This is a genomic window from Streptomyces sp. NPDC048417 (assembly GCF_040651615.1).
Classification (GTDB): domain Bacteria; phylum Actinomycetota; class Actinomycetes; order Streptomycetales; family Streptomycetaceae; genus Streptomyces.
In genome coordinates this window covers 251,219-264,117 of sequence record NZ_JBEZKI010000013.1, presented here as the reverse complement: position 1 = coordinate 264,117, position 12,899 = coordinate 251,219, and the positions used below count along the sequence as shown (strand labels likewise).

Below are 12,899 nucleotides of genomic sequence, written 5' to 3'. Positions count from 1 at the left end.
AACGTGGAAGACCTCTACCCGCAGGACAAGCGCGGCAGGATCACCGCCAAGGGCGGGGCGACCGAGTGGATCCACTGGCAGTCCGGCACCGCCCTTGGCGGTGATCCTGCCGCGCCTCATCGCCCGCCGTACCCGCGGCCCGCTGTTCCTCACCGACCGCAAGGCCCCGGCCGGAACACCCACGCTCGACGTGTGCCCGGAGACCGGCCGGGCCCGGCTCTCCTACCGCCGCGCCGAGGAGATCTTCGAGGCCGGAAAACACGAAGACGCGGCGGTCGCATCGGCGACCGCCGCGTCTCGAAGTCCTCGGGTGTGCCTACCGCCCCCGGGGCCCACCCTTGGGCATCCGCATGCCCTTCGGCATCGGCCCCTTCGGCAGCGGCATGTTGCTCATCAGGTCACCCATGGCCCGCAGCCGGTCGTTGGTGGTCGTCACCTGGGGACCGGTCAGCACCCGCGGGAGCTTCAGCATCGTGGTCCGCAGCTTCTTCAGGTCGACCTGGCCCTCGCCCGTGCCCACGATCACGTCGTGCACCGGCACGTCGGCCACGATCCGGGCCATCTTCTTCTTCTCGGCGGCCAGCAGGGTCTTCACCCGGTTCGGGTTGCCCTCGGCGACCAGGACGATGCCGGCCTTGCCGACGGCCCGGTGCACCACGTCCTGGCTGCGGTTCATCGCCACCGCCGGTGTCGTCGTCCAGCCCCGCCCGATGTTGTCCAGAACGGCGGCCGCGGCGCCCGGCTGGCCCTCCATCTGGCCGAAGGCCGCCCGCTCGGCCCGGCGGCCGAAGACGATCGCCGTCGCGAGGAAGGCGAGCAGCAGGCCCAGGATGCCCAGATAGACCGGGTGGCCGATCAGGAAGCCGATCACGAGGAAGACTGCAAGGGTGCCGAGACCGACACCTGCAAGTACAAGACCGATGGTCTTATCGGCCTTGCGGGTCATCTTGTACGTCAGGACGATCTGCTTCAGTCGCCCGGCATTCGCAGCGTCCGCTGCGGGTTCCTTCCTCGCCATGCCCCGCAGTCTACGTGGCCCCGGGAGTGCCGACGACGGCGGTGCCCGGAGAAGGGGCCCAGGGGAGCCGTCAGGAGCGGCCGGCGGCCTGCTCCAGGAAGTGCTGCGCCTCCACCCGGTCCTTGGCGCGACGACGGTCCTCCAGCACGGAGGTCCAGGCGTTCTGACGGGCGGTGCGCTGGCCGCCGCTCATCAGGAGGGACTCGACGGCGCGCAGCGCGTCGGTGAAGGACGGGATGGCGGTGGCGCGAACGGGCGCGGCCTGCATGGTGAAGGTCCCCCCTCGGAGTGGGTGTACGTGCTGTGATACCAGGGTCACTGTTTGGTGTTACCAGGGCGTGACCGACCGGTCAAACACCAATGAAACCTTGATACGCGGGTCCCGCACGCTGGCGCGGTCCTGACGGGCGTCCTCATCAGCGAGGACGGTCAGGACCGCGGTCATTCGGTCATTACTGGCCGGTAGTATCTTGTGCGCGAATTCACACGCTCCCAGGTCGGGGGAGCGGCGCGGAGAGATCAGACCGCCTGCGCGGCCACGAACGAGCCGCCCCGCTGCGGAGCAGCCGACTGACGCAGCTCGATGGCCATCTGGTACAGGCGCCCGGCCCGGTACGAAGAGCGGACCAGCGGCCCGGACATCACACCGGAGAAGCCGATCTGCTCGGCCTCCTCCTTCAGCTCCACGAACTCCTGCGGCTTGACCCAGCGCTCCACGGGGTGGTGCCGCACGCTCGGGCGCAGGTACTGCGTGATGGTGATCAGCTCGCAGCCCGCCTCGTGCAGCTGCCGCAGCGCCTCGGAGACCTCCTCGCGGGTCTCGCCCATGCCGAGGATCAGGTTGGACTTGGTGACCAGGCCGAAGTCACGGGCCTCGGTGATGACCTTCAGCGAGCGCTCGTAGCGGAAGCCGGGACGGATCCGCTTGAAGATCCGGGGCACCGTCTCGACGTTGTGCGCGAAGACCTCGGGGCGGGACTCGAAGACCTCGCGCAGCAGCTCCGGGACGGCGTTGAAGTCCGGGGCGAGCAGCTCGACCTTGGTACGGCCGGCCTCGCGGTCCGCCGTCTGCGCGTGGATCTGGCGCACGGTCTCGGCGTACAGCCAGGCGCCGCCGTCCTCCAGGTCGTCGCGGGCGACGCCGGTGATGGTGGCGTAGTTCAGGTCCATGGTGACCACGGACTCACCCACGCGGCGCGGCTCGTCGCGGTCCAGCGCCTCGGGCTTGCCGGTGTCGATCTGACAGAAGTCGCAGCGCCGGGTGCACTGGTCACCGCCGATGAGGAAGGTCGCCTCGCGGTCCTCCCAGCACTCGTAGATGTTCGGGCAGCCGGCTTCCTGGCAGACCGTGTGCAGGCCCTCGCTCTTCACGAGATTCTGCATCTTCGTGTACTCGGGACCCATTTTCGCCCGGGTCTTGATCCACTCGGGCTTGCGCTCGATGGGGGTCTGGGCGTTCCGGACCTCCAGGCGCAGCATCTTGCGTCCGTCGGGTGAGACTGCGGACACGTCGGCTCCCTGTAACTTCGATTCCTCGGCGTACACCAGGGTACGCCCGTGATTGCTGGGCCCTTCCGTGGAGGCCAACCCCTCGGCCGCAGGGCGCATTCCCTGGATCAGGCGGGGGTCTTCTCGATCTCGCGCGGCTTGAGCTCCGCGTTCTCCAGGACGTCCGTCAGGTGTCGCTCCACCACCGGCAGCACCTCCTCGATCGTCACGTCCCGGCCCAGCTCGCCCGCGAGGGAGGCGACCCCGGCGTCTCGGATGCCGCACGGGATGATCCGGTCGAACCACTTGTTGTCCGGGTTCACGTTGAGCGCGAAGCCGTGCATGGTGACGCCCTTGGCCACCCGGATGCCGATCGCGGCGATCTTCCGGTCCTCGCGGCGCTGCCCGGCGTTGGAGGGCGCGTACTCCGGGCCGTTGAGGCGGGGGTCGAACTCCTCGTCCGTCAGCCGGGGGTCGAAGTCCAGGGAGAGCCCCCCGAGGGCCTGCGGCCGCTGCTCCACCGGGTCGCCGAGCACCCACACCCCGCTGCGCCCCTCGACCCGGGTGGTCTCCAGGCCGAACTCGGCGCAGACGCGGATCAGCGCCTCCTCCAGGCGCCGTACATGCGCGACGACGTCGACCGGGCGCGGGAGCTTCTGGATCGGGTAGCCCACCAGCTGGCCCGGGCCGTGCCAGGTGATCTTGCCGCCGCGGTCCACGTCGATCACCGGGGTGCCGTCCAGCGGCCGCTCGTTGTCCGCGGTGCGCCGGCCCGCCGTGTACACCGGCGGGTGTTCGAGCAGCAGCACCGTGTCGGGCACCTCGTCGGCGAACCGCGCCGCGTGCACCCGGCGCTGCTCGTCCCACGCCTGCTGGTACTCGACGGCATCCGCGCCGAACCCCATGCGGACGAACCGCAACTCACTCACGGCAAGCGCCTCCCTCGGGCGATGGGTGTGTCAGGCACATAACGCGCCCAAGCCACTGTACGTCCGCCCGTCACGCGTCAGCCCTGGGGCCAATCCTCACACGATCGGATGAATGAACGTCGAAATGTGCGATCGACTGCTCACTCTCCGCTACATTCGCGCCGTCCACGAGCGCCAAAAGGGCTGCTCACCGGCAATCCGGGCACAAGCTACCGAGCTGAGCCAGAAGGCAGGAGACCGCACCGCAGATGACGGACCGACCCGCGCAGCGCACCCCCAACCGCCAGCTCGCCGCGCTCATCGCAGAAGCAGGGTTCTCCAACGCGGGTCTGGCCCGTCGGGTCGACCAGCTCGGTCTCGAACACGGGCTGGATCTCAGATACGACAAGACGTCGGTCACCCGATGGCTGCGCGGCCAGCAGCCCCGGGGCACCACCCCCGCCCTGATCGCCGAGGTCTTCACCAGGCGCCTCGGCCGCCGGCTCACCGCCCAGGACCTGGGCCTCGACGCCTGCGCCCCGGTCTACGCCGGGCTGGAGTTCGCGGCCACCCCCGAGGAGGCCGTCGACATCGTCAGCGGGCTGTGGCGCAAGGACTCCGGCAGCCACGCCGAGCTGCGCAAGATCGCGTTCACCCCGGCCGGGCTCGTGGTGCCCAGCCGGGACTGGCTGATCGGCCGCGCCGACGACCGGGTGGCCCGTGCCGAGACGCCGCCGCCGGCCGCCCGGGTGCCGGCCCAGATCCGGCCCGCCGCACCCAAACAGCCGGCTCCGCCGGGACGCTCGCGCGGCCCGGCCGAACGCGGGCCCGGCCAGCGGGTCACCGGCGGGGACATCGCCGCGCTCCGCTCGGTCGGCGAACTGTTCCGCACGCTCGACGACACGTACGGCGGCGGGCACGCCCGGCAGGCGCTGGTGCGCTATCTGGAGCACGAGTGCGAGCCGATGCTGCGCGGCACGTACGGCGAGCAGACCGGCCGCAAGCTGTTCGCCGCGGCCGCCGACCTGACCCGGCTCGCGGGCTGGACGTCGTACGACATCGCCGCGCACGGTCTCGCCCAGCGTTACTTCGTCCAGTCCCTCCGGCTCGCCCAGGCGGCCGGGGACCGCTCCTACGGCTCCTACGTCCTCGTCACCATGAGCCGCCAGGCCGTCTACCTCGGCCACGGCCGGGAGGCGGTGCAGCTGGCGCGGGTGGCCCAGCAGGGCGTGGGCACCAACGCCCCGCCGGTCGTCCAGGCCCTCCTGCACGCGGCCGAGGCCCGCGCCCACGGAGTCCTCGGCGAGGTACGGGCGTGCACCGGCGCGCTGGTCCGGGCCGAACGCGCCCTGGAGGCGGCCCGGCCCGGCGACGAAGTCCCCCACTGGGCGCGCTTCTTCGACGACGCGCAGCTCGCCGACGAGTTCGGTCACTGCCACCGGGATCTCCAGCAGTTCCGGGCGGCCGCGCAGCACGCGGAGCGCTCGCTGCAACTCCGTGCGCCCTCCTACGCGCGCAGCCGCCTCTTCTGCCGCGTCGTCCTCGCCACGGCCCGCCTGGGCCTCGGCGAACTCGACCAGGCGTGCGCGCTCGGCGCGGAGGCGGCGGGCGCCGCGGCGGAGATGCGCTCGGTACGCGCGATCGAGTACGTCAAGGACTTCGAACGCCGCCTGGAGCCGTACAAGGACGCAGCACCGGCCAGGGCCTACCGCGACAAGGTCGCCGCGCTGAACTGACCGACGCATGACCCGGCACCGGGGCTACCGCCGTCCGGCACAGTGCCTGGGCACCGCCGTCTGGCTTGGTGCCTGGGTCTGCCGGTGTCTGGCTTGGTGCCGGGTCTGCCGGCGTTCGGCTTGGTGCTGGGCGGCCTGCCACGCGGCCTGGTACTGGGCCGGCCCGCGTTCGGCTCGGTGCTGTCTTTCCCGCCGCGGCTGGAATTTCCTTCCGCCGCGGCGGTGATCGGCCACGACGGCGTTGTCCGGCGGTGCCGAGCCGTTCGGCGCTACGCGCCGTTGCCGGTTCCGGCTTGCGGCCGGGTGCGGCGCCGTCGTGGCTTCTCGCGCCCACGCCGCGGAGCCGCATATCGAATACAGCCCCGCGCTCCTAAGGGCGCGTCTACGCCGCCCGGCGTTGCATCGGCTCCGCCGCGTGCATCGAGCCCGATACACCCAGGTCCGTCAGGATCGCCGCCGTTGCCCGGTGGGCCGAGTGCAACGCTCCCTGGACCGTGCTGGTGTCCCGGTGGTCGCCGCAGACGTAGAGGCCGGCCAGGAGGCGGACCGGGCGGCGGAGGTCGTGCGGGGGGCGCATCGCCGGGATCGCCTCCGGCGTGTGGTGGACGGCCAGCGTCTCCCAGCGGTGCGTGGACGTGCCGTAGAGCCGGGCCAGGTGCAAGCGGACCGCCGTGTCGATGTCGGAGGGCGGCGGCCCGAGGACCGTCGAGGAGATCAGGGCGCGGCCCTGCGGGGCCCGGCTCGGGTCGATGTTGCTGACGACCGAGGTGTGGGAGACGGGCCCGCCCCGGTCCGCGTCGAGGAGGAGCGACGCCCCCGTCGTGAGCGCCGCCGGTTCGTCCGTCGTGTGATGGACCACCGTCACCTGGTGGAAGTCAGGCACGCGCAGCCCCGGCAGCAGCCCGGCGGCGGCCCGCGCGTCCGTCGCCAGCAGCACCGCCCGGCAGCGGATCTCGCCGTGCTCCGCCGTCGTCACGGACGTCGTCGAGACCGAGGTGACCCGGACGCCCGTGTGTACCGTGCCGGGTGGAAGGGCGCGGGCGAGGAGTTCCGGAAGGACCTCGGCGCCGCCCTCCGGCACGCACAGCCGCCCGCTCGCGAAGGAGCGCAGGGCGAGGTCCGCGCACCGGCTGGACGTCGTCAGCTCCGGGTCGCAGAGCAGGGCCGCGAGCAGCGGGCGCAGAAAGCCGTCGATCGTACGGGCGGGCACGCCGCGCGCCGCGAGGGCGTGCGCGGCCGGGAGTTCGGGGCGGGCGAGGATGCGTTCCACCGGTGTCGTGGCGATCCGGCCCAGCGCCGCACCGAGCCGCGCCTGGTCGACCGCGCTGCCCATCGGCGCGGTCGCCCGCGCGGGCGACACGGCCGAGCCGCCCCTGGGGGCGCTTGCCAGGGCGCGCACCGCATACAGTGCGCCCCTCGCGCTCCCGCCGCCCGCCGGAGCGCCGGCCCGGTGCCTGCGCCCGTCGCGATGCAGCAGTACGCCGGGCGCGAACCGGCGCAGAACCAGGGCGTCCAGTCCCGGTGCCAGCCGTAGCTCCGGGTAGGACGTGGACAGGAGCTGTCCTATCCGGTCGAGCCGGAAGCCGTCGACCTTCTCGGTCGACATACGGCCGCCGACGTAAGGGGCGGCCTCTAGGACCGCGGTCGTTACTCCTGCGCTGTTCAGCCGATGAGCCGCGGAGAGTCCGGCGATACCGGCTCCCACGATGACGACGTCCGCCTGGTACGCGGGCTCATGCACGAGGCCCCTCCTCGATTGCGCGTCCGGTGGAGACGTGATGCCCCCAACCAGCTCCGGGGATACCCGAGTTCGGGTCGAGGTTAGGGCGGTGATCGGTCAAGGGCAGTCGCGCATGAACAGGGCACGGTCGCACGACGGTCGCATACGGTCACATGCGTTGTCAGGCCGCGCGGATCGCGTCCTCGATGCCCGGGAACGCGAAGGTGAACCCCGACTCCAGCAGCCGCTTGGGCACCACGCGTTGACTGCCCAGCACGTCCCCGGCCATCTCGCCGAGCGCCAGCCGCAGTGCCGGCGAGGGGACCGGGAAGAGGGCCGGGCGCCGCAGCACCCGGGCCATCGCCGCGGTGATCTCGGCGTTCGTCAGGGGGTGCGGCGCGGTGAGGTTGAAGGGGCCCTCCAGACCCTCGGTGTCCATCAGGAACCTGATGGCGGCCACCTCGTCGTGCAGCGCGATGAACGACCAGTACTGCCGGCCGTCGCCCAGCCGGCCGCCGAGTCCCGCCTGGAACAGCGGGAACAGCCGGCCCCAGGCCCCGCCGCCGCGGGCCACCACCAGGCCCGTGCGGACGAACACCGTCCGGATGCCCGCCTCCCGCGCCGGGGCCGCCGCCTCCTCCCACTCCACGCACAGCGACGGCAGGAAGCCGTCCCCGGGCGGCGCGTCCTCGTCGACGACCCGGTCGCCCGTGTCGCCGTAGAAGCCCATCGCGCTGCCGCTCACGAACACCCGTGGCGGCTCCTCCAGGGCGGCCACCGCCTCCGCGAGCGCGGCCGTGCCGAGGACCCGGCTGTCCCGGATCCGCCGCTTGTAGGCGTCCGTCCAGCGCCGGTCGCCGATGCCGGCCCCGGCCAGGTTCACCACCGCGTCGCAGCCGGCCAGCCCGGCCGTGTCCACGTACTGCCCCTCGGGGTCCCAGCAGACCTCCCCGGCGCCGTGGGCCCCGCGCCGCACCAGGCGCACCACCTCGTGCCCGTCCGCCCGCAGGGACCGCACCAGGGCGTTGCCGATCAGACCGGACGCGCCGGCCACCGCGATACGAGAGCGTTCCATGTGTCCCAGCATGCCGGGACACGCGCCGGAAGACCTCCGGACCCCGGTGTCACCCGACTTAGGGTGACCACATGCCGGAACCGTACATACGCGCCGCCCTGCCCGACGACGACGAGGAGCTGTCCGCCCTGGACCGCGCCACCTGGTCGTATCTGCACGCCGTGGGCCCCGAGCCGCAGCCGCCGTACGACCCCTTCTTCAGCGGGCGCCACGCCCCCGAGGACACCCTGGTCGCCGAACTCGACCGGCGCATCGTCGGCTATGTCCGCCTCGGTTTCGCCTACAACATCGCCTCCAACGCGCATGTCCGGCAGATCCAGGGCCTCGCGGTCGCCGAGGAGGCCCGCGGTCACGGGATCGCCCGGGCGCTGCTGCGGGCGGTGATGGAGGAGGCCCGCCGCCGTGGCGCCCGCCGGATCCGGCTGGGCGTCCTCGGGCACAACGCGCCGGCGCGCAGGCTCTACGAGTCGGAGGGCTTCGCCGTCGAGGGCGTGCTGCCGGGGGAGTTCCTCCTGGGCGGCGAGTACGTCGACGACGTGATCATGGGCCGGGCGCTGTGACGGTCAGGACGTGATCAGCTCGCCGGTGTCCACCGCCGCCGTGGCGTTCGCCCCGCGGGTAGCGTCCGAGGCCACCTCGTCGGCCGTCAGGACGTACCCCGTCTCGTCGTCCGACGTGGAGCGGGCGAACACCACGCCGTACACCTTGCCGCCGGTGGTCAGCAGCGGGCCGCCGGAGTTGCCGGGGCGGACCGTGGAGCGGATCGAGTAGATCTCGCGGGTCACGGTGGCGTCGTTGTAGATGTTCTGGCCGGTGGCCGGCACCTTGGCGGCGACCGTGGCCGCCTGCAGGTTCAGGTCGCCGTCCTGCGGATAGCCGGCCACCACCGCCGAGTCGCCGCGCGCCGCACCGGTGTCGAACCCCAGCACCGGCGCGCGCAGCCGCGGCACGTACAGCACCGCCACGTCCCGGTCCGGGTCGAAGAGCACCACCTGCGCCTCGTACGACGCCCCGACCCCGCCGATCCGCACGCTCGGGTCCGTGATGCCGGCCACCACGTGCGCGTTGGTCATCACATGCTCCGGCGCGTACACGAACCCGCTGCCCTCGCGGCCCTGGGTGCCCGAGACACCCTCGATCTTGACCGTGCTGCGCTTGGCCGCACTGGTGGCGGCCGCCGTGACGCTGTCGCCGGTCGGCTTGGCGACCCGGGCCGTCGACTCGTTCTCGAACGGGTTGAAGACCTGCGGGAACCCCGCCTCGGTGAGCGCCGAGGTGGCCCGCGAGAACCAGGCCGGCGTGGTGTCCGGCATGGTGTTCTGCACCGTGCCGAGCAGCTTGGAGTCCCGTATCGCCGTCGTCACCCCCGGCGACGAGGACGCGCCCAGCACGCTCGCCGCCACCCAGGCCACGATCAGCACCGCCACCGAGTTGGCCGCCGCCCCGCCGATCCCGTCGGCCACCCGGAGCGGCCCCTGGTCCAGCTCACGGCGCAGCCGCAGCGCCAGCCGCCCCGCCAGCTCGTGCCCGACCACCCCCGGCACCAGCACCGTCAGCACCGCGACCACCGTCGCCGTGGCCGTCCCCCGGGTGACCAGTTCCATCACCCACGGCAGCACCCACACGCCGATGACCGCGCCGCCCACGAACCCGGCCAGCGAGACACAGCCTGCCACCAGCCCGCGCCGGTAACCGGACGCCGCGTAGACGAGGACCACCAGTACGAGCACCAGGTCGAGCAGGTCCACTGAGCCGCCTTTCTCTCGGTGCCCTTAATACGGTCGGGACAGGTCCAGTGATCAGTCCACACGCGCGACAACCTCGGGAACCGGCCACGCGTGCGTGTACCACCTGAAACGCCTCGGACCGGGACGTTGGTTCCACCAGGTGGCACAGCACACATCGCGGGCCAAGTGGATCAACCCGAGAGTGGATGCCATGCGTGTCTTCCCCAGAGCAGGGCGGCGCACCAGAATCGCCGTCCTGACCCTGCTCGGCTGTCTGCCCGGCCTCGCCGCCGCCCTCGCGCTGCTGCTGTGCGCCCAGGGTGCCGACCGGCCCGTCGCGATCCACCTCGCCGCGCCCGCGCCCGCCAGCCCCGCCACCCGCTACCGGGCGCCCCGGCCGCCTATCGTGCCGCGCTCGGCCTGGCTGGACGACACCGTCCGCCGCACCCAGCCGCCGCCGCGCTACGACGACAGGGTCGTCGCCGTCTTCGTGCACCACACCGACTCGCCGAACGGCTACGCCTGCGCCGAGGTGCCCGAGATCATCCGCCGCCTCTACACCGGGCAGACCGGCGACCGGGCGTGGGACGACATCGGCTACAACTTCCTCGTCGACCGCTGCGGCACCATCTACGAGGGCCGCGCGGGCGGCACCGAGCGAGCGGTCGTCGGCGCCCACACCCAGGGCTTCAACCACCGCACCGCCGGCATCGCCGCCCTCGGTACCTTCACCGCCGGGGTGCCCGTGCCGCGCGCCATGACCGAATCGATCGCCGCCCTCGCCGCCTGGAAGCTCGGGCTGGCCGACGTCGACCCGCGCACCAGGGCCCGCCTGGTCTCCAGCAACGGGCTCAGCCGGTACCGGGAGGGCGTCGTCGTCGCCCTGCCCGCGGTGGCCGGCCACCAGGACGGCTACCGGACCAACTGCCCCGGCGCCGCCCTCGCCGCCCGCCTCCCCGAGATCAGGGAGGCGGCAGCCCGGCTCCAGGGGAGGGTGCCGCAGGCCCCGCCCACCACGGCCCCGCAGGCACCGCCCACGGCGATCCCGCCGAGCACACCCACGGCACCGCCCACGGCGACCCCGCCGAGCACACCCACGGGGACTCCGCCGAGCACACCCGCCGCGGCCCCGGCCCGAACACCCCTGAATACACCTCTGAAAGCACCCCTCAAAGCACCCCTCGAAGTACCCCTCAGGTTCCTGAAGGCACCCGTGGAAGCGTCCACAGGAACGCCATAGGCGGTACGCAGGCCGTTCAGATCCCCGCGTCCTAACGTCATGGGCAACACAAGCCGACTGGAGGTGGGGATCATGAACAGCGGTCGTACCGAAGCCCGCAAGGACGCCAACGCCGCCAAGGAGCAGGACGGTTGGGTCAGGTCCGCGCGGGGCCCCTGGGCCGTGGTCTGCGCGGTCGCGACGGTCGTCCTCGGCCCGGCCGCGGTCACCGCGTCCGCCCTCGACCAGGCCAACGCGGCGCCGATGCACCACGCGGTCAGGGCTGAGCAGACACCGGCGTACATCCCGTCGGACGTGACCCGGCGCCGCACGGCGTAGCACTCACTCCTTGAAGCGGTCCCAGAGTCTGGGGAACCGTTCCGCGAGCGCCTGCTCGTTCTCGAAGTCGACCGGGCTGCCCTCCGGTTCGGAGGGTGCGGGGGCGATGCCCAGGTCCGGGGCTACGGTCCCGGTGAGCTGTTCGTACGCCTCGTCCGCGGCGTACCCGAGTTCCTCGCCGTCGCCGTCGATCTCCTCGTCGAAGTCGCCCAGCGACTCCGCCAGCCCGTCCGGGTCGTGCAGGGCGCCCTCGAACACCTCCCGGCCCTGGCCGATCAGCCAGCACCGGAAGAAGTCGAACGCGTCGTCGCTGGCCCCGTCGAGCAGCACCCACGCGGCACCCCACAGGTCCCAGCGGTAGGCGCGGTTGTAGCGGGCCTCGAAGTGACGGGCGAAGTCCAGCACCATGTCCGGGTCCAGCTGGAGCAGCCGGTCCACGAGCAGGTCCGCCTGGTCCTCCGGGTCGCCCTCGGCGGCCTCGCGGGTGCCGTCGACCAGCTCCCAGAACTCCGTCTCGTCCATCACGGGTCCAGCATCGTGCCTGTGCGCCCGGGGCGCACGCGGAGTGGTGCGGATTGTTATCAGCCGTCCCCCGACGGTGGGTACAGCCCCGCCAGGCGCCGCGCGTCCGCCGCGAAGCGCGCCCGCAGCCCCGGCGGCGCCAGCACCTCGGCCTCCGGCCCGAGCGCGGTCAGTTGACCGTGCGCGACCTCCTCGCTCTCCACCGGCAGGGTCACCGTCACCCACCCCCACGCGTCCGGCGGGCCGGCGCCCGCGAGCGCCTGCCGTGTGGCCACCGGGTCGACGGCGTACGACAGTCTGCGCAGGCCGACGGCCGACAGCCGCACCACCACCTCGGCGTGCAGGATCGACCGCGCGAACTGCTCCGCCCGCCGGTCCCAGAACCCCGGCAGATCGAACTCCTCGTCCCGCGCGAACCGCTCCTCGCCGGCCTCGACCGAGGTGAACCGGTCGATCCGGTAGACCCGGTAGGAGTCGGTCTCCGCGACCCGCGCGCACAGGTACCAGACACCGGCCTTCAGCACGAGCCCGTACGGCTCCAGCTCCCGCCGTACCTCCGACTCACCGCGCCGGTAGTGCGCGACGACCCGCCGGTCGTCCCACACGACGTCGGCGAGGGCGGGCAGCAGCGCGGGGGTCCCGGGCTCGGCGAACCAGGTGGGCGCGTCCAGATGGAACCGCTGGGCCGCGGTCCGGGAGGCGTCTCGCAGCGAGGGCATCAGCGCGGCGGACACCTTCAGCCGGGCGGCACTGGCGGCGTCCGCCAGCCCCATCTCCCGCAACGCCCCCGGCACCCCGCTCAGGAACAGCGCCTCTGCCTCGCTCCGCCCCAGCCCCGTCAGCCCCGTCCGGTACCCGCCGACCAGCCGGTACCCGCCCGCCCGGCCCCGGTCCGCGTACACCGGCACCCCCGCCTCCGACAGGGCCTGCGCGTCCCGCATCACGGTCCGCTCGGACACCTCCAGCTCGGCCGCCAGTTCACCGGCGGTCATCGCGGACCGGGACTGGAGCAGAAGCACCATCTTGATCAGCCGGGCGGCACGCATACGTCTCATGATGCCGGGGTGCACCGGCAGCCGGGGCCGGGCGTGGTTCGGCACTGTCGGGAACCGCCGGCGTGGCTGAGCGCCGTCGTGGCGGAGGAAGG

The 12,899-nt window shown here is 72.6% G+C and carries 12 protein-coding genes and 1 pseudogene; 4 read left to right on the top strand and 9 right to left on the bottom strand.

Translation table 11 applies throughout. The annotated features are described in order from the left end of the window. Positions 1-316 precede the first annotated feature (316 nt). From AB0D59_RS22110 to lipB, 4 genes are all read right to left on the bottom strand, one after another. On the bottom strand, positions 317-1,018 hold the full coding sequence (locus tag AB0D59_RS22110) for a DUF4191 domain-containing protein (protein ID WP_362567788.1): 702 nt from the start codon (positions 1,016-1,018) through the stop codon (positions 317-319). A 70-nt stretch (positions 1,019-1,088) separates the two neighbouring features. After that, positions 1,089-1,286, bottom strand: coding sequence for a hypothetical protein (locus AB0D59_RS22105; RefSeq protein ID WP_089101191.1), 198 nt, complete (start codon positions 1,284-1,286; stop codon positions 1,089-1,091). Positions 1,287-1,537: 251 nt separating this feature from the next. Further along, positions 1,538-2,527, bottom strand: coding sequence for a lipoyl synthase (gene lipA / locus AB0D59_RS22100; protein ID WP_362567785.1), 990 nt, complete (start codon positions 2,525-2,527; stop codon positions 1,538-1,540). A gap of 107 nt (positions 2,528-2,634) precedes the next feature. Further along, positions 2,635-3,435: a lipoyl(octanoyl) transferase LipB gene (gene lipB, locus AB0D59_RS22095; protein ID WP_362567783.1), complete on the bottom strand. Its 801-nt coding sequence runs from the start codon at positions 3,433-3,435 to the stop codon at positions 2,635-2,637. A gap of 248 nt (positions 3,436-3,683) precedes the next feature. Between lipB and AB0D59_RS22090 the strand changes: the two genes are divergently transcribed. After that, positions 3,684-5,150, top strand: coding sequence for a regulator (locus AB0D59_RS22090; protein ID WP_362567780.1), 1,467 nt, complete (start codon positions 3,684-3,686; stop codon positions 5,148-5,150). A 382-nt stretch (positions 5,151-5,532) separates the two neighbouring features. Here AB0D59_RS22090 and AB0D59_RS22085 read toward each other — a convergent pair whose 3' ends face one another. Together AB0D59_RS22085 and AB0D59_RS22080 are read right to left on the bottom strand one after the other, a co-directional pair. Continuing rightward, on the bottom strand, positions 5,533-6,891 hold the full coding sequence (locus AB0D59_RS22085; RefSeq protein ID WP_362567777.1) for an NAD(P)/FAD-dependent oxidoreductase: 1,359 nt from the start codon (positions 6,889-6,891) through the stop codon (positions 5,533-5,535). Positions 6,892-7,051: 160 nt separating this feature from the next. Continuing rightward, positions 7,052-7,945 (bottom strand): TIGR01777 family oxidoreductase, encoded by an 894-nt coding sequence (locus tag AB0D59_RS22080; RefSeq protein ID WP_362567774.1) that lies wholly within the window; start codon positions 7,943-7,945, stop codon positions 7,052-7,054. Positions 7,946-8,016: 71 nt separating this feature from the next. Between AB0D59_RS22080 and AB0D59_RS22075 the strand changes: the two genes are divergently transcribed. Next, entirely contained in the window at positions 8,017-8,505 is a 489-nt protein-coding gene (locus AB0D59_RS22075; RefSeq protein ID WP_362567771.1) for a GNAT family N-acetyltransferase, read from the top strand. 3 nt (positions 8,506-8,508) lie between these two features. Here AB0D59_RS22075 and AB0D59_RS22070 read toward each other — a convergent pair whose 3' ends face one another. Beyond that, positions 8,509-9,693: a MarP family serine protease gene (locus AB0D59_RS22070; protein ID WP_362567768.1), complete on the bottom strand. Its 1,185-nt coding sequence runs from the start codon at positions 9,691-9,693 to the stop codon at positions 8,509-8,511. A gap of 190 nt (positions 9,694-9,883) precedes the next feature. Here AB0D59_RS22070 and AB0D59_RS22065 point away from each other — a divergent pair. Continuing rightward, positions 9,884-10,666: pseudogene (locus AB0D59_RS22065) on the top strand (peptidoglycan recognition protein); the annotation flags it as partial. Between the two features lie 318 nt (positions 10,667-10,984). After that, the gene (locus AB0D59_RS22060; RefSeq protein WP_362567765.1) at positions 10,985-11,230 is read left to right on the top strand and encodes a hypothetical protein; all 246 of its coding nucleotides are present in this window, start codon (positions 10,985-10,987) and stop codon (positions 11,228-11,230) included. A 3-nt stretch (positions 11,231-11,233) separates the two neighbouring features. On the opposite strand, the gene AB0D59_RS22055 is transcribed toward AB0D59_RS22060, so the two are convergent. Continuing rightward, positions 11,234-11,752, bottom strand: coding sequence for a DUF4240 domain-containing protein (locus tag AB0D59_RS22055; protein ID WP_362567889.1), 519 nt, complete (start codon positions 11,750-11,752; stop codon positions 11,234-11,236). 59 nt (positions 11,753-11,811) lie between these two features. After that, positions 11,812-12,798 (bottom strand): WYL domain-containing protein, encoded by a 987-nt coding sequence (locus AB0D59_RS22050; protein ID WP_362567887.1) that lies wholly within the window; start codon positions 12,796-12,798, stop codon positions 11,812-11,814. Positions 12,799-12,899 lie beyond the last annotated feature (101 nt).

Coding starts and splice junctions, on each gene's coding strand:
- AB0D59_RS22105 (WP_089101191.1), bottom strand. CDS start 1,286: ATGCAGGCCGCGCCCGTTCGCGCCACCGCCATCCCGTCCTTCACCGAC.
- AB0D59_RS22050 (WP_362567887.1), bottom strand. CDS start 12,798: ATGCGTGCCGCCCGGCTGATCAAGATGGTGCTTCTGCTCCAGTCCCGG.
- AB0D59_RS22060 (WP_362567765.1), top strand. CDS start 10,985: ATGAACAGCGGTCGTACCGAAGCCCGCAAGGACGCCAACGCCGCCAAG.
- AB0D59_RS22090 (WP_362567780.1), top strand. CDS start 3,684: ATGACGGACCGACCCGCGCAGCGCACCCCCAACCGCCAGCTCGCCGCG.
- AB0D59_RS22110 (WP_362567788.1), bottom strand. CDS start 1,018: ATGGCGAGGAAGGAACCCGCAGCGGACGCTGCGAATGCCGGGCGACTG.
- AB0D59_RS22075 (WP_362567771.1), top strand. CDS start 8,017: ATGCCGGAACCGTACATACGCGCCGCCCTGCCCGACGACGACGAGGAG.
- AB0D59_RS22080 (WP_362567774.1), bottom strand. CDS start 7,945: ATGGAACGCTCTCGTATCGCGGTGGCCGGCGCGTCCGGTCTGATCGGC.
- AB0D59_RS22055 (WP_362567889.1), bottom strand. CDS start 11,752: ATGGACGAGACGGAGTTCTGGGAGCTGGTCGACGGCACCCGCGAGGCC.